This is a genomic window from Pseudomonas phoenicis (assembly GCF_047302395.1).
Lineage (GTDB): Bacteria > Pseudomonadota > Gammaproteobacteria > Pseudomonadales > Pseudomonadaceae > Aquipseudomonas.
The window spans coordinates 19,721-44,072 of the sequence record NZ_CP154852.1; the positions used below are offsets into that span (position 1 = coordinate 19,721).

Annotated in this window: 24 protein-coding genes and 2 pseudogenes; 13 read left to right on the plus strand and 13 right to left on the minus strand. The window is 64.3% G+C overall.

The genetic code is table 11. The features are described from left to right. Positions 1–31: 31 nt before the first annotated feature. Positions 32–922: a methylisocitrate lyase gene (gene prpB / locus AA0Z93_RS00100; protein ID WP_413046880.1), complete on the minus strand. Its 891-nt coding sequence runs from the start codon at positions 920–922 to the stop codon at positions 32–34. Then, the gene (locus AA0Z93_RS00105) at positions 919–1,635 is read right to left on the minus strand and encodes a GntR family transcriptional regulator (protein ID WP_413046879.1); all 717 of its coding nucleotides are present in this window, start codon (positions 1,633–1,635) and stop codon (positions 919–921) included. The genes prpB and AA0Z93_RS00105 overlap by 4 nt, the downstream gene beginning before the upstream one ends. 226 nt (positions 1,636–1,861) lie before the next feature. On the opposite strand from AA0Z93_RS00105, the gene AA0Z93_RS00110 reads away from it, so the two are divergent. The 5 genes from AA0Z93_RS00110 to AA0Z93_RS00130 all read left to right on the plus strand — a co-directional run bounded on the left by AA0Z93_RS00110 (position 1,862) and on the right by AA0Z93_RS00130 (position 7,469). Next, positions 1,862–2,398, plus strand: a complete 537-nt coding sequence (locus AA0Z93_RS00110; RefSeq protein WP_413046878.1) for an ATP-dependent zinc protease — start codon at positions 1,862–1,864, stop codon at positions 2,396–2,398. Between the two features lie 5 nt (positions 2,399–2,403). After that, entirely contained in the window at positions 2,404–3,939 is a 1,536-nt protein-coding gene (locus tag AA0Z93_RS00115) for an inactive transglutaminase family protein (RefSeq protein WP_413046877.1), read from the plus strand. Further along, entirely contained in the window at positions 3,939–4,919 is a 981-nt protein-coding gene (locus AA0Z93_RS00120) for an alpha-L-glutamate ligase-like protein (RefSeq protein WP_413046876.1), read from the plus strand. Before AA0Z93_RS00115 ends, AA0Z93_RS00120 begins: the two co-directional genes overlap by 1 nt. 316 nt (positions 4,920–5,235) lie before the next feature. Further along, entirely contained in the window at positions 5,236–6,579 is a 1,344-nt protein-coding gene (gene pabB, locus AA0Z93_RS00125; protein WP_413046875.1) for an aminodeoxychorismate synthase component I, read from the plus strand. Positions 6,580–6,734: 155 nt separating this feature from the next. Continuing rightward, positions 6,735–7,469, plus strand: coding sequence for a phosphoadenylyl-sulfate reductase (locus tag AA0Z93_RS00130; RefSeq protein ID WP_413046874.1), 735 nt, complete (start codon positions 6,735–6,737; stop codon positions 7,467–7,469). A 267-nt stretch (positions 7,470–7,736) separates the two neighbouring features. Here AA0Z93_RS00130 and cysB read toward each other — a convergent pair whose 3' ends face one another. The 3 genes from cysB to AA0Z93_RS00145 all read right to left on the minus strand — a co-directional run bounded on the left by cysB (position 7,737) and on the right by AA0Z93_RS00145 (position 10,392). Further along, entirely contained in the window at positions 7,737–8,711 is a 975-nt protein-coding gene (gene cysB, locus AA0Z93_RS00135) for an HTH-type transcriptional regulator CysB (RefSeq protein WP_413046873.1), read from the minus strand. Positions 8,712–8,835: 124 nt separating this feature from the next. After that, complete coding sequence (locus AA0Z93_RS00140) at positions 8,836–9,333, minus strand: universal stress protein (protein WP_413046872.1); 498 nt, start codon at positions 9,331–9,333, stop codon at positions 8,836–8,838. A 108-nt stretch (positions 9,334–9,441) separates the two neighbouring features. After that, positions 9,442–10,392 carry a putative 2-dehydropantoate 2-reductase gene (locus AA0Z93_RS00145; RefSeq protein WP_413046871.1) on the minus strand — a complete coding sequence of 317 codons (951 nt, stop codon included), beginning with the start codon at positions 10,390–10,392 and terminating at the stop codon, positions 9,442–9,444. Positions 10,393–10,644: 252 nt separating this feature from the next. Here AA0Z93_RS00145 and AA0Z93_RS00150 point away from each other — a divergent pair, with 252 nt between their 5' ends. Beyond that, positions 10,645–11,721 (plus strand): 3-deoxy-7-phosphoheptulonate synthase, encoded by a 1,077-nt coding sequence (locus AA0Z93_RS00150; RefSeq protein ID WP_413046870.1) that lies wholly within the window; start codon positions 10,645–10,647, stop codon positions 11,719–11,721. 71 nt (positions 11,722–11,792) lie between these two features. On the opposite strand, the gene AA0Z93_RS00155 is transcribed toward AA0Z93_RS00150, so the two are convergent. Then, positions 11,793–12,074 carry a GNAT family N-acetyltransferase gene (locus AA0Z93_RS00155; protein ID WP_314489633.1) on the minus strand — a complete coding sequence of 94 codons (282 nt, stop codon included), beginning with the start codon at positions 12,072–12,074 and terminating at the stop codon, positions 11,793–11,795. Positions 12,075–12,564: 490 nt separating this feature from the next. Here AA0Z93_RS00155 and AA0Z93_RS00160 point away from each other — a divergent pair, with 490 nt between their 5' ends. Continuing rightward, positions 12,565–12,819 carry an Lpp/OprI family alanine-zipper lipoprotein gene (locus AA0Z93_RS00160; protein WP_413046869.1) on the plus strand — a complete coding sequence of 85 codons (255 nt, stop codon included), beginning with the start codon at positions 12,565–12,567 and terminating at the stop codon, positions 12,817–12,819. Positions 12,820–12,938: 119 nt separating this feature from the next. Here the strand turns inward: AA0Z93_RS00160 and AA0Z93_RS00165 are convergent, their stop codons facing one another. From AA0Z93_RS00165 to AA0Z93_RS00175, 3 genes are all read right to left on the minus strand, one after another. Continuing rightward, positions 12,939–13,916: a L,D-transpeptidase family protein gene (locus tag AA0Z93_RS00165; protein WP_413046868.1), complete on the minus strand. Its 978-nt coding sequence runs from the start codon at positions 13,914–13,916 to the stop codon at positions 12,939–12,941. Positions 13,917–14,022: 106 nt separating this feature from the next. Next, a complete protein-coding gene (locus AA0Z93_RS00170; RefSeq protein ID WP_413046867.1) occupies positions 14,023–14,304 on the minus strand; it encodes a hypothetical protein in 282 nt (93 codons plus the stop codon). A gap of 58 nt (positions 14,305–14,362) precedes the next feature. After that, positions 14,363–14,968, minus strand: coding sequence for an arylesterase (locus AA0Z93_RS00175; protein WP_413046866.1), 606 nt, complete (start codon positions 14,966–14,968; stop codon positions 14,363–14,365). 10 nt (positions 14,969–14,978) lie between these two features. On the opposite strand from AA0Z93_RS00175, the gene AA0Z93_RS00180 reads away from it, so the two are divergent. Together AA0Z93_RS00180 and AA0Z93_RS00185 are read left to right on the plus strand one after the other, a co-directional pair. Continuing rightward, the gene (locus tag AA0Z93_RS00180; protein WP_413046865.1) at positions 14,979–15,662 is read left to right on the plus strand and encodes an ABC transporter ATP-binding protein; all 684 of its coding nucleotides are present in this window, start codon (positions 14,979–14,981) and stop codon (positions 15,660–15,662) included. After that, positions 15,662–18,244: an ABC transporter permease gene (locus tag AA0Z93_RS00185; RefSeq protein ID WP_413046864.1), complete on the plus strand. Its 2,583-nt coding sequence runs from the start codon at positions 15,662–15,664 to the stop codon at positions 18,242–18,244. Before AA0Z93_RS00180 ends, AA0Z93_RS00185 begins: the two co-directional genes overlap by 1 nt. Before the next feature lie 3 nt (positions 18,245–18,247). Here the strand turns inward: AA0Z93_RS00185 and greB are convergent, their stop codons facing one another. From greB to AA0Z93_RS00200, 3 genes are all read right to left on the minus strand, one after another. Then, the gene (gene greB / locus AA0Z93_RS00190; RefSeq protein ID WP_413046863.1) at positions 18,248–18,730 is read right to left on the minus strand and encodes a transcription elongation factor GreB; all 483 of its coding nucleotides are present in this window, start codon (positions 18,728–18,730) and stop codon (positions 18,248–18,250) included. Between the two features lie 76 nt (positions 18,731–18,806). Further along, the gene (locus tag AA0Z93_RS00195) at positions 18,807–19,121 is read right to left on the minus strand and encodes a hypothetical protein (RefSeq protein WP_413046862.1); all 315 of its coding nucleotides are present in this window, start codon (positions 19,119–19,121) and stop codon (positions 18,807–18,809) included. 201 nt (positions 19,122–19,322) lie between these two features. Beyond that, positions 19,323–20,732: a transglycosylase SLT domain-containing protein gene (locus AA0Z93_RS00200; protein ID WP_413046861.1), complete on the minus strand. Its 1,410-nt coding sequence runs from the start codon at positions 20,730–20,732 to the stop codon at positions 19,323–19,325. A 149-nt stretch (positions 20,733–20,881) separates the two neighbouring features. Here AA0Z93_RS00200 and AA0Z93_RS00205 point away from each other — a divergent pair. From AA0Z93_RS00205 to AA0Z93_RS00220, 4 genes and pseudogenes are all read left to right on the plus strand, one after another. Further along, a pseudogene (locus AA0Z93_RS00205) lies at positions 20,882–21,687 on the plus strand (TatD family hydrolase). Between the two features lie 543 nt (positions 21,688–22,230). Then, a pseudogene (locus AA0Z93_RS00210) lies at positions 22,231–22,386 on the plus strand (HAMP domain-containing protein); the annotation flags it as partial. Between the two features lie 111 nt (positions 22,387–22,497). Beyond that, a complete protein-coding gene (locus tag AA0Z93_RS00215) occupies positions 22,498–23,253 on the plus strand; it encodes a methyl-accepting chemotaxis protein (protein ID WP_413398605.1) in 756 nt (251 codons plus the stop codon). Positions 23,254–23,328: 75 nt separating this feature from the next. Next, positions 23,329–23,562: a hypothetical protein gene (locus AA0Z93_RS00220; protein ID WP_413046860.1), complete on the plus strand. Its 234-nt coding sequence runs from the start codon at positions 23,329–23,331 to the stop codon at positions 23,560–23,562. Positions 23,563–23,565: 3 nt separating this feature from the next. On the opposite strand, the gene AA0Z93_RS00225 is transcribed toward AA0Z93_RS00220, so the two are convergent. Further along, positions 23,566–24,339, minus strand: coding sequence for a CHAD domain-containing protein (locus AA0Z93_RS00225; protein WP_413046859.1), 774 nt, complete (start codon positions 24,337–24,339; stop codon positions 23,566–23,568). Between the last annotated feature and the right edge of the window lie 13 nt (positions 24,340–24,352).

Genomic DNA, 24,352 nt, shown 5'->3' on the forward strand with positions numbered 1-24,352 from the left:
GGAGTCATCGGCTTGTCAGGTGTAGCGGGTGTCAGCCTTTCCCCGGGGAAAAAAGCGCATCCAGATGTTGCTCGAAGGCGTGGTAGCCGATGGCGTCGTACAGCTCCATGCGCGTTTGCATGGTGTCGAGCACCTGCTGCTGGGTGCCGTCGCGGCGCAGCGCGGCGTAGACGTTTTCGGCGGCCTTGTTCATGGCGCGGAACGCCGACAGCGGATAGAGCACCAGCGACACGTCGACCGAGGCCAACTGCTCGGTGGTGAACAGCGGCGTGGCACCGAATTCGGTGATGTTGGCCAGCACCGGCACGCCGACGCGGTCGACGAAGGTCCGGTACATGGACAGTTCGGTGATGGCCTCGGGGAAGATCATGTCGGCACCGGCCTCGACGCAGGCGGCGGCGCGGTCCAGGGCGGCGTCCAGGCCTTCGACGGCCAGCGCGTCGGTGCGCGCCATGATCACGAAGCTGTCGTCCAGACGCGCGTCCACGGCGGCCTTGATGCGGTCGACCATCTCCTGCTGCGTGACGATGGCCTTGTTCGGCCGATGGCCGCAGCGCTTGGCGCCCACCTGGTCCTCGATGTGCACCGCAGCCGCGCCGAATTTATCCATCGCGCGCACGGTGCGCGCCACGTTGAAGGCCGAAGCGCCGAAGCCGGTGTCGATGTCCACCAGCAGCGGCAGGTCGCAGACGTCGGTGATGCGGCGCACGTCGGTCAACACATCGTCCAGGCCGCTGATGCCCAGATCCGGCAGGCCCAATGAGCCGGCCGCGACGCCGCCGCCGGAGAGGTAGATGGCCTTGAAGCCGGCCCGCTTGGCCAACAGGGCATGGTTGGCGTTGATGGTGCCGACCACTTGCAAGGGATGCTCGGCGGCGACCGCTTCGCGAAAGCGTTGGCCGGGGGTACGCGTGCTGCTCATTGATCACCTCGGGGGCTGGGAGAGTCGGCGGCCAGTGCATGGCGCTCGATGTTGCGGCGCGACGCGCCGATGTGGCGACGCATCAACAATTCGGCCAGTTCGCCGTCTCCGGCTTCGATGGCGTCGAGGATGCGGTGGTGTTCGGCGAAAGCCTGATGCGGGCGATTGGGCGTGCTGGAGAACTGGATGCGGTACATGCGCACCAGTTGGTACAGCTCGCCGCAGAGCATCTGCACCAAGGTCTGGTTGCCGCTGCCGTGAATGATCCGGTAATGGAAATCGTAGTCGCCTTCCTGCTGGTAGTAGCCCAGCCCCGCCTGGAAGGCGGCGTCTTGCTCGTGGGTGTCGAGCACCTGGCGCAGGGCCTGGATCTGCTCGGCGCTCATGTGTTCGGCGGCCAGACGGCAGGCCATGCCTTCGAGCGATTCGCGAATCTGGTACAGCTCGATCAGCTCGCGCGTGCTCAACGACACCACGCGGGCACCGACATGCGGTACGCGCACCACCAGACGCTGGCCCTCGAGGCGGTGGATGGCCTCGCGCAAGGGGCCGCGGCTGATGCCGTAGGTGCGGGCCAGTTCAGGCTCGGAAATCTTGCTGCCGGGGGCGATGTCGCCCTGGATGATCGCTGCCTGGATGCGCCGGAACACATGCTCCGAGAGGGTTTCGACATCGTCGGCGGTGCTCTGTGGGGATACGGCGGTAGCTTGCATTATTGTCGACACCCTGGACGCTGTTAAGCGCAAAGCTAGCCATTAACTGACCACCGGTCAATGTCGATTACGCAGATTGTCGACAATCATAGCCTGGAGAAACTCCCTTCCCGCTTCGCTGTCAGAACGCCGCCCGCTGGCGTCCGCACCTCAGCGTGCTAGACTGCCGCGCCGTTTGGCGGTGCCCACCGTCCGCCCCAACTTCGCACCGCATTGCGCCAGGATTATGAAACCCACACCCGCTCTATCGCTGCTCTGCCTGCTTCTGCTGCCCGCCTTCGTCCAGGCGGCGGACAAGACCGTCTACGGTCTGAACGAGTACGCCCGCCTGGGCGGTCTCGATCTGGAAGTGGCCGCCAAGCTCGACACCGGCGCCAAGACCGCTTCGCTCAGCGCACGCGACATCAAGCGCTTCAAGCGCGATGGGGAAAGTTGGGTACGCTTCTACCTGGGCATCGACAGCGCGCACAAACACCCTATCGAACGCCCCTTGGCCAGGGTCAGCAAGATCAAGCGCCGCGCCGGCGACTACGACGGCGAATCGGGCAAGGCCTACACTGCTCGCCCGGTCATCGAACTGGAGGTCTGCATGGGCCGCACACAGCGCACCATCGAGGTCAACCTCACCGACCGCAGCGCCTTCCAGTTTCCCCTGTTGATCGGCTCCGAGGCGCTCAAGCACTTCAGCGCCGTAGTCGATCCAAGCCTCAAATACGCGGCCGGCAAACCTGCCTGTGCCCCCGAAGCTCCTACCGCAGAGTAATTCCGATGCGTTCTCTTACCCTTCACCTGAAAGTCCTGATCACCGTCCTGGTGCTGCTGGGCATCATGGTCACGGCCTATCAGATTTTCTTCCTCGGCATTCCGGTGACCGAAGACGAGACCGACGACTTGTGGAACATCGACGCCAAGGTCGAGTTCGTGGCCAGTTCCAAGGACCCGGTCAAGGTGCAGATGTTCGTGCCGCCGCTCAATCGCGATTACGTCAGCCTCAACGAGAGCTTCATCTCCAACAATTACGGCGTGAGCGTCAACCGCGCCGACGGCAACCGCAAGGTGACCTGGTCGGCACGCCGCGCCAGCGGCAACCAGACCCTCTATTACCGACTGGTGCTGACCAAGCGCTACAGCACCGAAAAGGCCAAGATCAAAGGCCCGACCTTCCGCGACAGCCTGGCCGTCGAGGGGCCGGAGAAGGTCGCGGCAGAAGCCTTGATGGCGCCGATCCGCCAGCACTCGGCCGATGTCGAAACCTTCGTCGGCGAGACCATCAAGCGCGTCAACAACCTCAACGACGACAACGTCAAGCTGCTGCTGGCCGGCGACACCTCGGCGCTGAACAAAGCCAAGGTCATCGACCTGCTGCTGTCCATCGCCCACGTGCCGATGGAAAAGGTGCATACCATCCGCCTGGTCGCCGACACGCCGCAAACACCCGAACTGTGGCTGCGCAGCTTCAACGGCAACGACTGGCTGTACTTCAACCCCGACACCGGCGAACAGGGCCTGCCCAGCGACCGCCTGATGTGGTGGAGCGGCGACGACAACCTGATCACCGTCGATGGCGGCAAGCGCGCCAACGTCACCTTCAGCCTCAACAACAGCGAGATGAACGCCATCCGCCTGGCCAAGCTGACCGACGAGAACACCGACGCGGACTTCCTCGAATACTCGCTGTACAGCCTGCCCCTGCAAACCCAGCAGACCTTCATGATCATGGTCATGATCCCCATCGGCGTGCTGGTGATCCTGGTGCTGCGCAACCTGATCGGCATCCAGACCCTGGGCACCTTCACCCCGGTGCTGATCGCCCTGGCCTTCCGCGAAACGCAACTGGGCTTCGGCATCGTGCTGTTCACGGTGATCACCGCGCTCGGCCTGTCGCTGCGCTCGTACCTGGAGCACCTCAAGCTGCAGATGCTGCCGCGCCTGTCGGTGGTGCTGACCTTCGTCGTGGTGCTGATCGCCGCCATCAGCCTGTTCAGCCATAAGCTGGGTCTGGAGCGTGGGCTGTCGGTGGCGCTGTTCCCGATGGTGATCCTGACCATGACCATCGAGCGGCTGTCGATCACCTGGGAAGAGCGTGGCGGCGGCCATGCCATGAAGGTCGCCATCGGCACGCTGTTCGCTGCGTCCCTGGCGCACCTGCTGATGATGGTGCCGGAGCTGGTGTACTTCGTCTTCACCTTCCCGGCCGTGCTGTTGATCCTGGTGGGCTTCATGCTGGCGATGGGTCGCTACCGCGGCTACCGCCTGACCGAGCTCGTGCGCTTCAAGGCGTTCCTGAAAAAGGCTGACGGCTGATGTTCGGACTGATCAAGACCTGGCGAGCCCTGGAAGCGCGGGGCATCATGGGCATCAACCGGCGTAACGCCGACTATGTGCTCAAGTACAACAAGCGCAGCCTGTACCCGGTGGTGGACGACAAGATCATCACCAAGGAGCGGGCTCTGGCCGCCGGCATCCATGTGCCGGAGATGTACGGCATCATCGAGACCGAGAAGCAGATCGACACGCTGCACGAGATCATCGGCGGGCGCAGCGATTTCGTCATCAAGCCGGCGCAGGGCGCCGGTGGCGACGGCATCCTGGTGGTCGCCGACCGCTTCGAGGATCGCTATCGCACGGTGTCGGGCAAGATCATCAGCCACGAGGAGATCGAGCACCAGGTATCGAGCATCCTCACCGGCCTGTACTCGCTGGGCGGGCACCGCGACCGCGCGCTGATCGAGTACCGCGTCACCCCCGACCAGATCTTCAAGAGCATCAGCTACGAAGGCGTGCCGGACATCCGCATCATCGTGCTGATGGGCTACCCGGTGATGGCCATGCTGCGCCTGCCGACCCGGCAGTCCGGCGGCAAGGCCAACCTGCACCAGGGCGCGATCGGCGTGGGCGTGGACCTGGCCACTGGCGTGACCCTGCGCGGCACCTGGCTGAACCGCATCATCAGCAAGCACCCCGACACCACCAACTCGGTCGACGGCGTACAACTGCCGACCTGGGACGGTTTCATGAAACTGGCCGCCAGCTGCTATGAACTGTGCGGGTTGGGCTACATCGGGGTGGACATGGTGCTGGACCAGGACAAAGGCCCGCTGATCCTGGAACTCAACGCCCGTCCGGGCCTGAACATCCAGATCGCCAACGACTGCGGCCTGACCCAGCGCACCCATGCCATCGAGGCCCACCTCGAAGCGCTGGCCAAGGACGGGCTGAGCGAAGACGCCGAGCAGCGGGTGAAGGTCGCCCAAGGCTTGTTCGGGCACGTGCCGACGCATTGACCAGGGCCGGGTTCGCCCGGCACTGCAATATGTTCGGCGGCAAGCGCGCCATGGGCGAACGGCGCGAGTGCGCGGGGCGCGCGTCAAGCGCCCAGGCGCATTGCGCAGGTGTCGATGCGCATGCGTTGAAAGAGGGTGTCGTTGCCCTGGGGACGTTGCGCCTCAATACCTTGCCGGGCCTGAACGCCTGCGCCAGGCGCCCGCCTGCATTGCTCTTGCCTGAGCGTCGCTTCAAGGCTTTTCACACAGAGCCTAGGCGCCCTTACTACAGCGGACTACAATCGCACTCCCCGCTTTGCCATCACTGTCCCGACTGATGCCGACCTGTACGCTCCATCCTCTGCCCTATCAGCCCGACCCCGCCGTGTATTTCGCCCACGTGCGCGAGGCACCGGGCGCCGTACTGCTCGACAGCGCGCGGCCCGGCGCCGAGCGCGGCCGCTTCGACCTGCTCAGCGCCTGGCCGCTGCAACAGCTGCAAGCGCGTGCCTCTGAGGTGGGCGCAACCTACCTGCGGCGCCTGCGCGAGGCCTTGCATGGATTGGGCGACGCGGCGCTGCCGGAAGGCTGCGAGCTACCCTTCGCGGGCGGGCTGATCGGCTACCTGAGCTACGACTTCGGCCGCCGCCTGGAGCCGCTGCCGGCCTGCGCCGTGGACGACCTCGGCCTGCCCGACGCGCACTTGGGCCTGTATGGCTGGGCGCTGATCAGCGACCACCGTTTGCGCACCAGCCAACTGGTCTTCCACCCGCGGATCGAAGCGCACGAACGCGCCCGCCTTGTGCGCCTGTTCGACACCAGCGCGGCGCCACAGCGCACGGGTTTCCGCCTGCTGGCAGCGATGCGCGGCGACCTCGACCGCCAGCAGTACCGCCAGGCCTTCGACCGTGTGCAGGCCTACATCCAGGCCGGCGACTGCTACCAGATCAACCTGACGCAACGCTTCCGCGCGCCATGCGCGGGCGACCCCTGGCACGCCTATCAGGCACTGCGCAGCGCCTGCCCCACGCCGTTCTCGGGTTTCATGCAATTGGCCGATGGCACGGCGCTGTTGAGCTTTTCCCCCGAGCGCTTCATCCAGGTGCGTGACAAGCAGGTGGAAACCCGGCCGATCAAGGGTACCCGCCCCCGCGCCAGCACTGCGGAGCAAGACGCCGCCAACGCCCGCGAGCTGCTCGCAAGCCCCAAGGACCGCTCGGAAAACCTGATGATCGTCGACCTGTTGCGCAACGATCTGGGGCGCAGCTGCGAGATCGGCTCGGTGCGGGTGCCGGAGCTGTTCAGCCTGGAGAGCTACCCCAACGTCCACCATCTGGTGAGCAGCGTCACCGGCCGTCTGGCGCCGGGCAACGATGCCCTGGACCTGATCGCAGGCAGCTTTCCCGGCGGTTCGATCACCGGCGCCCCGAAGATCCGCGCCATGCAGATCATCGACGAGCTGGAACCCCATCGCCGGGCGTTGTACTGCGGCTCCCTGCTCTACCTGGACGTGCGCGGCGAGATGGACAGCTCGATCGCCATTCGTAGCCTGCTGGTCAAGGACGGTCAGGTCAGTTGCTGGGGCGGCGGCGCCGTGGTGGCCGATTCGGACTGGCAGGCGGAATACGAAGAGTCGATCGCCAAGGTGCGGGTGTTGATGGAAACGTTGCAAGGGTTGTAGCGGCTGAAGGTTGCCCGGATGCTGCCTGACGCCTGCCCGAGGGAACGCTTCCCACTGCGTGGCCGCGCTTGCACCCGCCTCGCCCGGTCGTCGTTTTTTGTTACCATCGGCCCACTACGAGCGCCCAGCGCCACTTTCACGATGGAAACCGCCCGATGAGCCAACCTTTCGACGTCGCCGCCCTGGCCGCGGCCTACGCCAGCAAGTCCCCACAGGACATCCTCAAACTCGCCTTCGAGCACTTCGGCGACGACTTGTGGATCTCCTTCAGCGGTGCCGAGGACGTGGTGCTGGTGGACATGGCCTGGAAACTCAACAAGCAGGTCAAGGTGTTCAGCCTCGACACCGGGCGCCTGCACCCGGAGACCTATCGCTTCATCGAGCAGGTCCGCGAGCAATACAACCTGCCCATCGAACTGCTCAGCCCGGACCGTGACCGGCTCGACGCCTTCGTCAAGGAAAAGGGCCTGTTCAGTTTCTATCGCGACGGCCATGGCGAATGCTGCGGCATCCGCAAGATCGAACCCCTGCGGCGCAAACTGTCGACCGTGCGCGCCTGGGCCACCGGCCAGCGCCGCGACCAGAGCCCGGGTACCCGTAGCCAGGTACCGGTGCTGGAAATCGACGGTGCTTTCTCCACGCCCGAGCGGCCGCTGTACAAGTTCAACCCCCTGGCGCAGATGACCAGCGAAGAAGTCTGGGGTTACATCCGCATGCTCGAACTGCCCTACAACAGCCTGCACGAGCGCGGTTTCATCAGCATCGGCTGCGAACCCTGCACCCGGCCGGTCCTGCCACGCCAGCACGAGCGCGAAGGACGTTGGTGGTGGGAGGAAGCGACGCAAAAGGAGTGCGGGTTGCACGCGGGTAATCTGATCAGCAAGGCCTGAGGCCCACTGCCAACGACGGTGATAGCGCCCCTTCGCCGTCAGCTGTAGGGGCGACTGGCCTTATTCTCGAAGGCTGGCGACGGCGGCCTGGATTCAGATGCCGCTTGCTCTTCATAAGATGGTGTCGCAGTCATTGGGCCGGCAATGCCGGCCAGCGCGGCTAAAGCCGCTCCAACAGAGTAATACCGGCCATCGACGCTCTGATCGGTCACGAAGGCCGGCACCGTCGGCCCAATCCAGGCACCGCGCTTCGTCAGGACCTCGCCCTCAGTGCACGGGCAGCTCTACCCCTTCGAACAGCGCCTCGAGCTCCTGCTTGTTATGGCACTGAATGGCCTTGGCCATTACCTCACGGGTCAGGTGTGGGGCGAACCGCTCGATGAAGTCGCACATGAAGCCACGCAGGAAGGTGCCGCGACGGAAACCGATCTTGGTGATGCTCGGCTCGAACAGCTCGCTGGCATCGAGCGCCACCAGATCGTTGTCGAGCTTGGCATCGACCGCCATGCCGGCCACGATGCCCACCCCTAACCCCAGGCGCACGTACGTCTTGATGACGTCGGCATCGGCGGCGGTGAACACCACTTTGGGCACCAGACCCAGTTGGTTGAACGCTTCGTCGAGCTTCGAACGGCCGGTGAAGCCGAACACGTAGGTGACGATGGGGTATTCGGCCAAGGCTTCGAGCGTGAGCTTGGGCAGCTTGGTCAGGGCATGGCCCTGAGGCACCACCACGCAACGGTTCCACTTGTAGCACGGCATCATGATCAGGTCGTTGAACAACTCCAGCGCCTCGGTGGCGATGGCGAAGTCGACGGTACCGTCTGCGGCCATTTCGGCGATCTGCATGGGCGAACCCTGATGCATGTGCAGGGCCACTTCAGGGTACTGCTTGATGAAGTTGCTGATCACGGGCGGCAAGGCGTAACGCGCCTGGGTGTGGGTGGTGGCGATGGACAGCGTGCCTTTTTTCTCGTTGGAGAATTCCTGGGCGATCTGCTTGATGCTTTCGACCTTGCGCAGGATCTCGCCTGCGGTGGTGATGATGCGCTCGCCTGCCGGGGTGACGCGGGTCAGGTGCTTGCCGCTGCGGGCGAAGACTTCGACGCCCAGTTCGTCTTCGAGCAAGCGGATCTGCTTGCTGATGCCGGGCTGCGAGGTATAGAGGCTCTGCGCCGTGGCCGATACGTTGAGGTCGTGATGCGCCACTTCCCAGATGTAGCGCAGTTGTTGGAGCTTCATAGGTATACCTCGAATCGGCGTAGGTCAGCGGCGAGCGGCACGGGTTATAACTATATGAGTGGTCAACGAAATAAATCTAGAACTTTTTCGCCCTAGTGGTAGGGAAATTTCTGACCGGTACCGTTCAAACTTTCCTACGCCCTAGGTGAGGCGAAAGCGGAACCATGTAGACCGGAACCTGGGCCAATTGCAGCAACCGTACGGCGGTGCGGCCGATCGGCACGTCCACGCCCGCACCGTGACTGTGGCTACCGAACACCAACAGGTCGGCTTGCAGACACTCGGCCTGGTCGAGGACCACCTGGGCCGGATCGCCCTGGCGCACGCGCACGGACTTGATGACCGCCAGATCGGCCGCCTCGCCCAGCTCCTCGCGAAAGCTTTCCAGCACCCGTTGCTCGATGTTGGCCAGCACCGCGTTGACCCCCTCGCTGTGCAACTGGTCGAGGGTACGGGCGTCGAGGTAGCTCTGCAGCAAGGATTCGGCGAACTGGCCCATGGGCTCGACGGCATGCACCACATACAGATTGGCGTCGAAGGTACGCGCCAGCGCCAGCGCGTGTTGCATGACGAATGGCGCGTACACGCCAAGGTCGCTGGCGTACAACAGGGAACGGATCATTCGACCTCCTCGGCTGCCGGACGGCAGCGCAAGGTTGAGCTTAGCAGCGCCTTGGGCGGCCGCAGCGCCCCATGCGGCGCCCTGCTGCCGGCAGTGCGTGGCGCCGGCTCAAGCAGCGCGATTGCTGCGATCGATGAACGCCAGGGCTTGGTACAAGGCTTCCATACGTGGCAACGCGCAGCCGGCTTCACGGGCGCGGGCCAGTGGCTCGGCATAGATCGCCTGCAACTCCAGAGGACGCTGCTGTGCGTGGTCGTGGTACATGCTCGGCCAATAGTCGGGCATTTGTTCGGTGACGCGTAGCAGGTGCGCGGCGAAGCTGTCGTCCAGATCGTGCCCGCAGGCCTGGGCGCCCTGCACCACTTCATGCATCAGCGCCTGTATCGACGCGCGACTGTCGGCATCGGCCATCAGCGGCGTGGTGCTGGCGCGCAGCAGGACCGACAGCCCGTTGTAGGGCACGTTCCACACCAGTTTCTGCCAGCGCGCCAGGCCCAGGTCCTCCATCGCCTGGGAGTCCAGGCCCGCTGCGTGGAGCAGCTGCGCTGCGGCTTCGACCACGTGCATGGCCTGGTCGCCGACGGCCGGACCGCTGTGGTAGCCCACGTTCACCGCACCCAGCGCCTGGTGGCGGACGAACCCAGGCGCCTGACGGCTGACGCAGATGAAACACAACCCGCCGAGCAGGTGCATGTCGTCGCGCAGTGCCGGACGCAGCTGCTCTTCGACGCCCAGGCCGTTCTGCAGCAGGATCACCTTGGCGCCCGGCGCAGCGGCCTGGGCGATCGAGGGGGCCAGTTCGGCGTTGCTGGTGGCCTTGGCGCCGACGAGTAGCCAGTCGCAGGGCGGCAGGTCGGCGGCGTCCTCGTACGCGCGCACCTTCAAGGTGAAGGTGCCATGCAAGGCGCTGTCGAGCGTCATGCCCTGGTCACGGACATGGGCATAGTCGCTGCGCAGCAGAAAATGCACATCGAAGCCGGCACGCGCCAGCATCAGGCCGTAAAAGCCACCGATGGCACCGCTGCCGATGATGCCGACGCGTACTGGGGTAGAGGTCATGCGGCGCTCCAGAAGGCCTAGGTCGAGCCGCCGATCTTGCCACACGCGGTCGCCAGGTTTCGAGAGCCACCCACGCCAGACGCCGGCAGCGCAACCGCTCCCTGGGCAAAAACCCCGGCACGCTTGGGGTTTGCCCATTGTCGCAGGCCCCTTTAACGCGCTAAGGTTCTGCCCTTCCCCGCTGCGAACAATCTGCTGCTGGGCCGCACGGGGTCGCTGGCGGCCAGCACCCGTGACCTGACGAGTAACACGATGGCTGATTTACCGATCGATGACTTGAACGTCGCTTCCAACGACACCCTGATCACCCCCGATCAGTTGAAAAAAGAGATTCCGCTCAGCAACAAGGCCCTGGACACCGTGACCAAGGGTCGCGAAGTGGTGCGCAACATTCTCGACGGCAAGGACCATCGCCTGTTCGTCGTCGTCGGCCCCTGCTCCATCCACGATCTCAAGGCCGCCCACGCCTACGCCGAGCGCCTCAAGGTGTTGGCCGAGGAAGTGTCCGACACGCTGTATCTGGTCATGCGGGTGTATTTCGAGAAGCCACGTACCACCGTGGGCTGGAAAGGCCTGATCAACGATCCGTACCTGGACGATTCGTTCAAGATCCAGGATGGCCTGCACATCGGTCGCCAACTGCTGCTGGACCTCGCCGAGCAGGGCCTGCCCACCGCCACCGAAGCCCTCGACCCGATCTCCCCTCAGTACCTGCAAGACCTGATCAGCTGGTCGGCCATCGGCGCCCGCACCACCGAGTCGCAGACCCACCGGGAAATGGCCTCGGGCCTGTCCTCGGCGGTCGGCTTCAAGAACGGTACCGACGGCGGCCTCACCGTCGCCATCAATGCGCTGCAGTCGGTGTCCAAACCCCACCGCTTCCTGGGCATCAACCAGCAGGGCGGCGTGTCGATCGTCACCACCAAGGGCAACGCCTACGGCCATGTGGTGCTGCGCGGCGGCAACGGCAAGCCCAACTACGATTCGGTCAGCGTCGCATTGTGCGAGCAGGATCTGGCCAAGGCCAAGATCAAGCCGAACATCATGGTCGACTGCAGCCATGCCAACTCCAACAAGGACCCGGCACTGCAACCCCTGGTGATGGACAACGTGGCCAATCAGATTCTGGAAGGCAACCAGTCGATCATCGGTCTGATGGTGGAAAGCCATTTGAACTGGGGTGCGCAGTCCATTCCGAAGAATCTCGAAGACTTGCAATACGGCGTGTCGGTGACCGACGCCTGCATCGACTGGGAAACCACCGAGAAGGCTCTGCGCAGCATGCACGCCAAGCTCAAGGACGTGCTGCCCAAGCGCCAACGCGGCTGATCGGGTAAGCACACGAGAACGCCGGGCAATGCCCGGCGTTTTTCATGGCGGCGATTCAGGCTGCAATCGATTCAGGCCTTGTTGGCATGACGCTGCTGCCGCTCCATATAGCGCTCGACATAGGAGCACGACGGGATGACGGTATAGCCCATCTGCTCGGCGTAGGCCAGCGCCTGCTGGGTCAGGGCCGCGGCGATGCCCCGCCCGCGCAGGGCGTTGGGGACGAAGGTGCGATAGATGTCCAGCGTTTGCTTGCCCAGATCCATATACGTCAGGTAGGCACGGTGACCGTCCACATTGGTCTCGAATTGATGACCGGCCTGGTCATGGTGGATGGTCAGCGCTTCGCTCATCACAACTCCTTGCAGGTCTTTGGGCAGACCCTCGCCTTATCGAGATGGTGGCTGTAGAGCAATCGGCTCGCCGGGCTGCTGCATTCGACCCTGGGCTGCGTGTCATCGTTCTACACCGTGCAACTTGTCGATAGTAGGCGCTGCGTGTCGGGTTACTCAAGCGGCGCACACTAAAAAGACAGTTCGATGTCAGGCGAAGTCGCGCAGGGCCGCCTGCGAATGTTCAACGAACATGATCGGCCAGTGACACGAAACGCCACCCTTAGTTCCACGAAAAAGTTATTGCACTAGTGCGCTGTGGGTGTTGTCACAGACCTGACGTGACCATGGGCTCACCCCCATTAAGTCAGGCGCCGGCGCACGGATTTTTTCGAGCTTCTTGCGTTCAGTCAGTTTACTTACTACAAGTAATGGGTAGTATGTACGCCGGCCAGTTTCTCATTCGAGAGATGGCTATTTAATAGATATAAAGTCCTTGAAGGGGAACACGATGAACAACGTTCTGAAACTCTCTGGTCTGGCCCTGGCCGCAATTCTGGCTACCGGTTGCAGCAGCAGCGTCACCAAAGAAACCGAAGCTCGTCTGACCGCTACCGAAGACGCAGCAGCTCGCTCCCAAGCCCGTGCCGACGAAGCCTACCGTAAGGCTGACGACGCTCTGGCCGCCGCTCAAAAGGCTCAGCAGACCGCTGACGAAGCCAACGAGCGCGCTCTGCGCATGCTGGACAAAGCCAGCCGCAAATAATAGTCCTCACGGATTATTACTAAGCCGATCCCATCCCGGATCGGCTTTTTATTGCCTGCAACATAGCGCTCGGGCATAAAGAAACCCGCACCGGGCGGGTTCTTTCAATTGCCTCGCGCTCACTGCAATTCGGGCGGCAAGCTCGATACCACAGGCGCCGTCCCGGCATTGGCATTGGGCACCGCGATTTCCACAGGCATGCCGTCTTCGGCTGCCACTACATCGCGCACCATGTCCCAGTTCATTCGCAGATTGTTGGCCAGGTCTTCGCGCTTGAGCAGAGCATTGATCACGGCCGTGTGCTTGTCGACCACCGAAGGGTTGCCGCTGTCGTCCAGAGGCGTGTGCGCTTCGAGGTAAACCTTGCCACCGCTGATGCCGAATTTGTAGGGCTCGTTGATGATCCGCACCGAAGTGCCGACCGGCACCAGTTCCGACAGTTGCAGCACATTGTTGTTGAGCATGCGGAAGCAACCGTGGCTGGTGCGCATGCCAATGCCGAACTTCTTGTTGGAGCCATGGATCAGGTAACCCGGCACGCCCAAAGTGAACTTGAAAGGCCCCAACGGGTTGTCCGGCCCCGCAGGCACCACGGCCGGCAAAATGTCGCCGTCGGCGGCATGTTCGGCACGGATGGACGCTGGCGGGGTCCAGGTCGGGTTCGGCGTCTTGGCGGTGATCTTGGTATTGGCGATGGGCGAGCCCCACCCTTCCCGACCGATGCCCAAGGGGAAGGTGTATACCACCGGCTCGTTCTTCGGGTAGTAGTACAGACGGTACTCGGCCAGGTTGATCACCACGCCTTCGCGCGGACCTGGCGGCAGCACGTAGCGGGTAGGCAGGACGATTTCGGTACCGGCACCTGGCAGCCAGGGGTCGACGCCAGGGTTGGCGGCGACCATTTCCAGATAGCCCAGGTCGTTGGCCGTGGCGATGTCAGCGAAGGTGTCTTCGTACTTGGCGGTGACGGTACGCACCTGGCCGACGACGTCCTCACCCGGTGACGGTAGTGGCAGCTCCAGCGCAACGGCCGGGCCTGCCAGCAACAGGGCAGCCAGAGACAGGCAACGGGTAACGTGGGGCAAACGCGGCGACATCCGGTGAATCCTTAACGAACGGGTTCAAGTCCGCCGATTGTACACGCGCGTTCCTACAAGCGGGAGGCGCGTGCCGCCGGCACCTGTGGTAGATGATGAAAGGCCTTCAGAGTTCCGGCCAGACCGGGCGGGTGCCGCGACGCTGGGCCTCGAGAATGGCCCGGCACAATTGGCACAGACGGGTATCGCGGTAGACGCCCGGCTCGACCGTCGACCAGCGCGGCTGTGCCGGCAACAGCCCGCCACACAGGGTGCGGTCGGCAGGCGCGCCGAGCTCCAGTTGACGGGTGACAAGGTGGACACGCACTTCCTGGCAGGCGAACAGATCGAGTTGCTCGTCGGGTTCGATCAGTTGATAGGCGTACAGGGACCAGGCAGGGCGTGGCATGGGTGGCACTCGAAACGGGGGGCGCAACATTAGCCGAAAGCCGCCCCCGATTAAAGCGTCAGAGCAAGGGTTCGATCACTGGCCAGGCATTTTCCAGCAACCGTTGCTGAGCGCCCTGCGCAGGATGGATGCCATCGGCCTGCATCAGTTGAGGCACGCCGCCGACGCCTTCGAGGAAGAACGGCACCAGTGGAACGTCTTTGGCTTTTGCCAGGTCGGTATAGACGTTGGCGAAGGCCGTCGTGTAGCGCTCGCCATAGTTGGGCGGCAGGCGCATGCCCAGCAACGCGACCTTGGCGCCGCTGTCGCGGGCCTGGTCGATCATCGAGGCAAGATTTTGTTGCAATTGATCGGGGGCCTGGCCACGCAAACCGTCGTTGCCACCCAACTCCACCACCACCAGATCCGGTCTATGCGCCTCGAGCAGCGCCGGCAGGCGTGCGCGGCCACCTGCGCTGGTATCGCCGCTGATCGACGCGTTGACCACTTGGGTGGCATTTCCCTCTTGCTGGAGGCGTTTTTGCAACAAATTCACCCAGCCCTGGCCGGTATTCAGGCCAAAACCGGCACTGATACTATCGCCCACCACCAGTACCGTTCCCGCTACCGCGGTCTGAGCCAGACAACACAGGGCCAGACCGGCACTCAACCACCACATTCGCATTGGATTCTCCATGGGCCCCAGTATTCTCGTTGCGCAGAACCTTAGCAAAGTGGTCCCCAGCGCGGAAGGCGACCTGACCATTCTCCACCCGCTGACCTTGAGCCTCACCGCTGGCGACAGCCTGGCCATCGTCGGCGCCTCGGGCTCGGGCAAGTCGACCCTGCTCGGCCTGCTGGCCGGGCTCGACCGCCCCAGCGCAGGCACCGTCATCCTCGCCGGTAAAGACCTCGCCCCGCTCGACGAAGACCAGCGCGCCCAAGTGCGTGCCGAGCACGTAGGCTTCGTCTTTCAGTCTTTCCAGTTGCTCGACAGCCTCAATGCCCTGGAAAACGTCATGTTGCCGCTCGAACTCGACGGCCGGCGCGATGCGCGGCAAGTGGCCGGCGAGCTGCTCGGGCGGGTCGGCCTGGGCCAACGCCTGACCCATACGCCGCGTCAGCTTTCGGGCGGCGAGCAGCAGCGGGTAGCCATCGCCCGCGCTTTTGCCGCGCAACCTTCGGTGCTGTTCGCCGACGAGCCGACGGGCAATCTCGACAGCCTGACCGGTGAGCGCATCAGCGACCTGCTGTTCGAGCTCAACCAGGAACGCGGCACCACTCTGGTGCTGGTTACCCACGACGACCGTCTGGCCAGACGCTGCCGGCATTCGATCCGCCTGGACGCCGGCCGTCTGGTCGCGCCGCTGGAGCCTTGATGAGCCGACTCAATTTTTCCGCCCTGCTGGCCCTCGCGGGCCGCCAATTGCGCCGCGACGCACGTGCCAGTGAAGTACGCGTGCTGTTCTTTTCGGTGCTGGTGGCCGTGGCTGCGAGCACCGCCATCGGTTATTTCGGCGCACGCCTGAACGGCGCCATGCAATTGCGCGCCACGGAGTTTCTGGGGGCGGACCTGGTGTTGCAAGGCACCTCCCCTGCCCGCCCCGGGCAGATCGACGACGGCGAGGCGCTGGGCCTGGCCCATGCGCGGGTGGTGGAGTTCACCAGCGTGGTCGGCGGCGATCAGGGTATCCAGTTGTCCAGCGTCAAGGCTGCCGACGCGCGCTACCCATTGCGCGGCGAAATCCGCAGCGCGCCCGCCCCTTACGGGGCCGAATCGCCCGGTGGCGGGCCTGGACCGGGTGAGGCCTGGGTCGAACCGCGCCTGCTGGTCGCGCTGGGCATGCAGATAGGCGACAGCATCGACGTCGGCCAGAAGACCTTGCGCCTATCGCGGGTGCTCACCTATGAGCCCGACCGTGCCAACAACTTCTACAGCCTTACACCGCGAGTGTTGATGAACCTTGCGGATCTGGCATCCACCGGCGTCATCCAGCCCGGCAGCCGCGTCAGCTATCGAGACCTCTGGCGTGGCGAGCCGCAGGCGTTGGCGGCCTACTGTAAAGGCGTCGAACAACACCTGGCCGCCAACCAGCGCCTGCTCGACACCCGCGACGGCAACCGGCAGATCGGCGGTGCGCTGGGCAAGGCCGAGCGTTACCTGAACATGGCCAGCCTGGTGGCAGTGCTGCTGGCGGGTGTCGCCGTGGCCTTGTCGGCCAGCCGCTACGCCGCACGACGGCTGGATGCCAGTGCCCTGCTGCGCTGCCTTGGATTGTCGCGGCGCCAGGCTTTGGGGCTGTACTGCCTGCAACTGGCAATGCTGGGAGTCGTCGCTGCGTTGTTCGGCGCCGGGCTCGGCTGGCTGGCGCAACTGGGGCTGTTCCAACTGCTCGAGGGCTTGTTACCGAGCACCGTGCCGCCGGGCGGTATCGCGCCGGCACTGGCTGGCATCGCTACGGGCCTGGTGGCGCTGGCCGGCTTCGCCCTGCCGCCGCTAGCCGCCCTTGGTCGGGTGCCGCCGCTGCGTGTACTGCGCCGCGACCTGCTGCCCGTGCCGCCCAGCAGTTGGCTTGTGTACGGTGCTGCCCTGCTGGCGCTTGGCTTGATCATGTGGCGGCTGAGCCTTGATTTGCTGCTGACCTTTGCCTTGCTAGGCGGCGGGCTGATCGCCGCCGCAGTGCTCGGGGGCTTGTTGCTGCTGGTTCTGCGCAGCCTGCGCCGCGCCTTGGCCGGTGCACCGCTGACCTGGCGCCTCGGCTTGGGGCAGTTGCTGCGCTATCCGCTGGCCGCAGCCGGTCAAGCCCTGGCGTTCGGTTTGATCCTGCTGGCCATGGGCTTGGTGGCGTTGTTGCGCGGCGAGCTGCTCGACACCTGGCAAGCTCAACTGCCCGCCGACGCACCGAACCATTTCGCCCTGAACATCCTGCCCGACCAGCGCGAACCCTTCGCCCAGCAGTTGCAAGCGATCGGCGCACGCTCGGCACCGCTATACCCGGTCACACCTGGTCGCCTGGTCGCGATCAACGGTCAACCGGTCAACCAAGTGGTGAGCAAGGACTCCACCGGTGAGCGTGCCGTGCAACGCGACCTGAGCCTGACCTGGGCCGCCGAGCTGCCCTCTGGCAATGCGCTCAGCGAAGGCCGATGGTGGCAAGAGGCGCCGTCGCCGCAGGACACGCCTGGCGTGGCGACACCCGACGTTCCGGCGCCCGACGTAGCGACGCCCGACGTAGCGACGCCCGACGTAGCGACGCCCGACGTATCGGTCGAAGCCGAGCTGGCCGCCAGCCTCGGCCTGAAACTCGGCGACGAACTGACCTTCGACATCGGCGACCAGCAGCACTCGGCCAAGGTCAGCAGCTTGCGTACCGTGCACTGGGACAGCTTCCAGCCGAACTTCTACATGATTTTCCAGCCGGGCACCCTGCAAGGCCTGCCCACCACCTACCTGACCAGCTTCTACCTGCCGGCCGGGCACGACAAAGACATCGTGGCGCTGTCGCGGGCATTCCCCGCTGCCACCATCCTGCAAGTCGATGCCTTGCTGAGCCAGCTGCGCAGCATCCTCGCGCAAGTGACCCTGGCGGTGGAATACGTACTGCTGTTCGTGCTCGCGGCGGGCCTGGCGGTGCTTTTCGCCGGGCTGCAGGCGACCCTCGACGAGCGCATCCGGCAAGGCGCTCTGCTGCGGGCCTTGGGCGCATCCAGAGCGCTGCTGGTACGCACGCGACGCATCGAATTCGGTTTGCTTGGCGCCGCCAGCGGGGTGCTGGCGGCGCTGGGCTGCGAACTGGTGACGTGGGTGCTGTACCGCTATGCCTTCGCCCTTACCTGGAGCCCGCATCCCTGGTTGCTGGTGCTGCCGGTGGCAGGGGCTGTACTGGTGGGCGGCGCCGGCATGCTGGGTACGCGCCGTGCGCTCAACGCCAGCCCGCTGGCGGTGTTGCGCGAAGGTTGAGACTCAATCCCCGACCGGCAGGTACCAGATCCTGTTGACGTACCAGGACGCCTCGCCGGTCGGCGTCTGCACCACCGCCTCGTCGCCCACCTGTTTCTTCAGCAGGGCGCGAGCCATAGGCGAATCGATGGAAATATAGTCGTTGCGGCCGTAGATCTCGTCATAGCCGACGACGCGGAACGTCATGAGTTCGCCCTCGTCGTTTTCGACTTCCACCCAGGCGCCGAAGAACACCTTGCCCTCCTGTTCGGCGGCGTATGCAACCACCCGTACGTCTTCCAGGCGTTTGCGCAGGTAGCGCACGCGCCGGTCGATTTCACGCAGCAGTTTCTTGTTGTACTGGTAATCGGCATTTTCACTGCGATCGCCCAGCGAAGCGGCCCATGTCACTTTCTGGGTGATCTCGGGGCGATACACGCGCCACAGATGGTCAAGCTCCTGCTTGAGCGCCCGATGCCCTTCGGTGGTGATGATGTTGGTGCTCAACAGCCCTCTCCTCACGCCATGCGAGCGGCCACGCAGGCGCGCTCGGTGGTTGCAAGCTGGGTGGAATGGATGCGCCTCAACGCCGTGTGATCAGCCCTTGCCGTGCGATGCGGGTGAGCTGGGCGATGACCTGGTCGGCCATGGCCGCTGTCGGCGCCTGGATCACGGCCAGGTCGAAACGGTCGTTGCCGTAGCGGGCCAGGTCGGCTTGTTCATGGATGTCGGCGAACTGGATGAGGAAGGCCCGCGCCTGGCCTTTGCGCCGCGACAGACCTTCGAGGTGGCGCAGCAGGGTCGGCTGGTGGGAGCCACCCAGCAGGATGCGGGGCGTGCGCGCCGCAGGCTCGATGGCCAAGGGGCTCAGACAGACACTGGTACGTGGACAACTCATGGGGTAGATCTCCGCCTCGCGAATCCCGCTGGGCAGCGGTGGGAGGCGTCACCGAACCAGCGCTTTAGCGGTATTTCGGCGGCCTTGCAGAGAGCCGTCGCGCGCCCCGCAAGTAGCTGTTTAAATCGGCGCAAGGGCCATGCTAGGGGCTTGCACGGGAAGATACAAGCGCTGCGTTACCGTAGATGTGCGCCAACACCGTCAGCGTCTGCGGGTACCTTCCAGCGCCAGCCGTTCGCGGTCGAATGCCAGGAAGTACTTGTTCACGCTGTTGACGAAGTTCACCGGCCCCATTCCCACTTGCTCCATCGCCACTCGCTCGGTCTGGAAGAACCACTGATTGGGGTTCAGACCGCGCCGCCGTGCTTCGGCACGCATGGCCTGCACCCGCTCTGGGCCGAGGTTGTAGGCGGCAAGGACGAAAGCCATGCGTTCGCGGTCGTTGAGTGCGGGGCTGGAGAAGAACTTGCGGCGGATCAGCGCCAAATAGCGTGCGCCGGCCTGCACGTTGCCCTCGACCGTCTGGATATTGCTGACCCCGACGCGCTGCGCGGCCGAGGGCGTGATCTGCATCAGACCGTGGGCCCCGCCGCCGCCACGCGCTTTGGGGTCGAGGGTCGATTCCTTGTAGGCCAAGGCCGCAAGGTTCAGCCAGTCGATCTGCTGCTTGGCGCCATGGCGCTGCAAGACCGTACGTACCGCTTCCAGACGCTGGCGCGGCTGGTTGGCCAACGGGTTGTGCATACGGTACTGGCTGCGATAGATACGCTCGAATACGGCATTCTGATTGGCCGGCGCCCGATAGCCGGCAAGGAAGCGGTTGATGCCGTCCTGCAACGCCGGCGTATCGCGCCGTACGTACCAGCGCACCGCCTGGGGTTTGCCCAACTGCACGCGGGTATCGAGCCGCAGCTTGGGCATCACCCGTGCCCAGCGCTCGGCGATGGGCCGTTCGACCACGGTCAGTGGATAAACGCCGGCCTGAACCATTTCCAGTACATCTTCGACGGCCAGGGTCGGATCGACCCATTCGACCTTGACCGGCGCTCGCTTGCGCAGGGCCAACTGCTGGTTGATCGCCTCGATCGCCGCTCCGGCGGCGCTGGCATTGACCAGCGCCACGGTGCGCCCCGACAACTGTTCTGCCCTGGCCACGCTGCGCGTGCCTTTGCGCCCGACCAGCACCAGGGCCACCCGATCGACCACCGGCGCACTGGCAGCCAGCTGTCGTACGGCCTGCGCCTCGAACAACTCCCCAGGCGCGGCGATGTCGCCCTCGCCGCGCAACAATGCACCGGGTAACTGGCCCTTGGCCTTGGGGATCAACTTGACGTGCACCTGCTGGGTGACACCTTTTTGCGTGTTGAGAAAGTGTTCGAGCGCCCGCAGGCGGTGGTATTCGACGCCGACCGGTTCACCCTTGACGGTGCCCGAACTATTGCGGCTCTGGTTGACCAGAACACGCAGCACCTTGGTTTTGCGGATGTCCGCCAAGTCCTTGGCCGGGTGGCCATGGCCCGCCTGCGCAGGGCCGGGCAGACGCGCGTTGGCCGGGCTCGCGCTCAGGAGCCCGATCAGCAACAAAACCGTGAACAAGGTGCGTGCGGTCACGTGGTATGTCCAATTGAACGGCGCGCTCGGGTGAGGCGCCTGGTTGACAACTGACATCAACAGACCGCTGCAAGCCATTGAGGTTCTGGGAATATTTCCTCTACAACCGGCTTTGCTATGCTGGCCTGCCCTTGATACGAGGCAACACCATGCAACTGATCGATATCGGCGTCAACCTGACCAACAGCAGCTTCCAGGGCCAACAGGCCGCCGTCGTCGAGCGTGCGCACGAGGCTGGAGTGGTGCAAATGGTGCTGACCGGCACCAGCCTGGAGGCCAGTGAACAGGCTTTGGAACTGTGCGAATCTCTCGACGCACAGGGCAAGGCTCTGTTCGCTACCGCCGGGGTGCATCCCCACGATGCGAGCAGTTGGCAGGCTTCCAGCGAGCAACGGCTGCGCCAGTTGCTGGCCCAGCCCAGGGTGCGCGCCGTAGGCGAATGCGGGCTGGATTTCAACCGCGATTTTTCCCCCGCCCGCAGCAGGAAAAAGCCTTGGAGGCGCAGTTGGCGCTGGCCGTGGAAACTGGCCTGCCGGTGTTTCTTCATGAACGTGACGCCAACGCGCGGCTGCTGGCCATCCTCAAGACGTACCGCGACCAGTTGAGCGCAGCCGTGGTGCACTGCTTCACGGGCGAGCGACAGGCCTTGTTCAGCTACCTCGACCTCGATCTGCACATCGGCATCACTGGCTGGATTTGCGACGAACGGCGGGGCACTCACCTGCATGAATTGGTGGGCAGCATTCCTCGCGGACGTCTGATGCTGGAAAGCGATGCACCTTACCTCTTGCCGCGTACCCTGCGGCCAAAACCCAAGAGCGGGCGCAACGAACCCGCCTATCTGCAAAGCGTGCTTGAAGAAGTGGCGCGCCATCGAGGCGAACGGATCGAGGACACCGCAGCGCACACCACCGACTGTGCGCGAACCTTCTTCGGTTTACCCGAGATTCCTTGACGGACATCAACGAATGCTCTGACGCGCGCGTACAGAATGCTGGCACCTTGCCAATGCTGTTTCCGCATATTTCAGAGAAAACCTCACATGGGTGCCTGGCTTTGCAACGTTTCACTCAAATACAAATTCTGGGCCGTCAACGCAGTGGCCTTTTTCACGACGTTGCTGCTGGTGCTATACGCCTTGAGCCTGGAACAGCAGGCCAGGCGCGACACCGCGCGCGCTCAGGCCCAGGCGCAAGCGGCGCTGTTGGCCGATTGGCCCACCGGTAGCGCACCGCCCGCCTCGTCCAATCTGCTGACGTGGCAGGTGGGGCAGACGCCCCGCTTCGAAGGCGTCGAACTGCCAGGTTTGCGCGATGCCCAGGGCTGGATCGATCTGCCCGCAGGCCTGCGCCTCGACGACGTGCCGGTCAACGGCGCGCAAGTGATTCGTATGGGCGAGAAGCATCTGGCCGTCCTTGCCCCATCGCCCGGTTTCGGCCAAGTGTTCGTCGACCGTTTCGGTCATTACGCGCTGTGCGTGCTGGTGTTGATGCTGCTCATGCTCGCCGCTTCGCAACTGCTGATTCGCTTCCTGCTGCGTCAGCTCAACACCCTGAAGAACGTCATGCTGCAGGTGGAGAAAACCGGCGATCTGTCGGCCCGGGTGCCTCTTGCCAGTGGTGACGAGGTCGGCCAGATGGCTGTCGCGTTCAATGCCATGCAGGCGACCTACCAGCGCGTGGTCGGCACCGTGGCGCAATCGGCGGCGCAACTCGACGCTGGCGCCGCGCAGTTGGCCGCCAGCATGAACGAGGTCCGCAGCGGCATGCTTGGGCAGCAGAGCGAAACCGACCAGGCGGCCACCGCGATCAACCAAATGACCGCCACGGTGCACCATATCGCCCAGCACGCCGGCGCTACCCGCGACCTGTCGCGGACCGCCGACACGCTGGCCGGCAGCGGGCAGCAGGTGGTCAGCCGTGTGCAGCTGTCCATCGCCGGCCTGTCCAGCGGCGTCCAGCAGACCGCGGAAATGATCCGTCAACTGGCCGATGACAGTCAGAAGATCACGGGCGTGGTCGGCGTCATCCACAGCATCGCCGAGCAGACCAACTTGCTGGCCTTGAACGCCGCCATCGAAGCGGCGCGGGCAGGCGAACTGGGTCGAGGCTTCGCGGTGGTGGCCGACGAGGTACGCAACTTGGCCAAACGCGTGCAAAGCTCGACCGACGAGATCACCGGCATGGTTTCCACCCTGCACAGTGGCACGCGTGACGCCGTCGACTTCATGCACGAAAGCTCGCTCAAGGCCGACGATTGCGTGCGCCAGGCCCAAGAGGCCGGTGAGGCCCTGGCCGAGATCACTACGGCCGTGGCGCAGATGCGCGAAAGCAATACGCAGATCGCCGTGGCGGCCGAGCAACAGAGCCAGGTGGCGGAGGAAATGAATCGGGTGATCGTCAGCATACGCGACGTGACCGAAGACACCGTGCAACAGACGCTAAGCTCGGCCAGCACCAGCCGCGAACTGGCGACCCTGGCCGGGCAGCTCAACCAAGCGATCGGCCGACTGGCGCTATGAAAGCGATAGCCAGCCTCGATTGGCTGACTGAGACGCAGGCCACTAGGCTCATGGGGTAGCCGAGAGGAATACCCCATGAACAAATGCCTGAACGTTTTGCTAGACCAGACCCGACGCACCTCGTCGCACTTGGCTCACCCCACGCCTGAGCACATGCTGCAACTGCTAGCGGTGTTGCTGCTGGTACCGGGCGCGCTGCTCGTGCTATCGGGTGCGTTCGCGTTCGATGTCAGCCAGCTGGCCATTGGCATCTTGGTAATGGTTGCGGGCGGGCGGCTACTGGGCCGCCACGCCGCAGGTCATGCCTGAACTTCAGTGACGGCGTCGCACCAAAGCGGCGCTCAATTGCTCCAGGGTCGCATCGGCCTTGCCTTCGAAACGGTGCAGCTCGCGTTGCCAACGCTCGGCGTAAGGCGTCAAGGCTTGCTCGCGCTCGGCCTGTAACAACCATTGCAACCGATCGTGCCAATCACCCAGATCACCTTGTGCGCGCTTGAGCAACGCACGTAGCTTCTTACCCGCATGGTCGAGCTGCGGGAAGGCCTCGTCGCCATAGCGTACTCGTTTGATCAACAGCCGCAGGCGATGACGATCGTGTGCCGGGTCCTCCAACGCCTCGCGTAGCTTGCGCCACTGCTTGCGCAGACGTTTTTCCACTTGTGCACCCGGCTTGGGCAATAGCTTGTCGCGCCGTGCCACGCGTAGCAACGCCGGCGCCGCATCGAGCACGGTCAGCAGCCGTTTCAGTTCGTCGCTGTCCGCCACCTTGGCGAACGTCTGCTCCTGTTCCGTGGGCGATGGTTGACCGGGCAGCGACTGCCCGTGTGCGGACAGGTGCGCAGCCAGCACTTCGCGGTCGCGCAAGGGCGTCGTCAGGCGGCCCAGTGCTCGTGCCGCCTCCTCCAGTTGCGCCACTGCGGGCACCTCGCGCAAGGGCCGAATCAGGCTGCGCAGCCGCCGTGTGCTGGTGCGCAAATCGTGCAAGGCCTCGCTGTCGGTGTTGGCGGCCAGCCGTTCTCGACAGGCCAATAACCGCACGTGCAGGGAAAACAGTTGGGTCACCAGGTGATCGAGCATGGCGGACATGGTCATTTTCCTC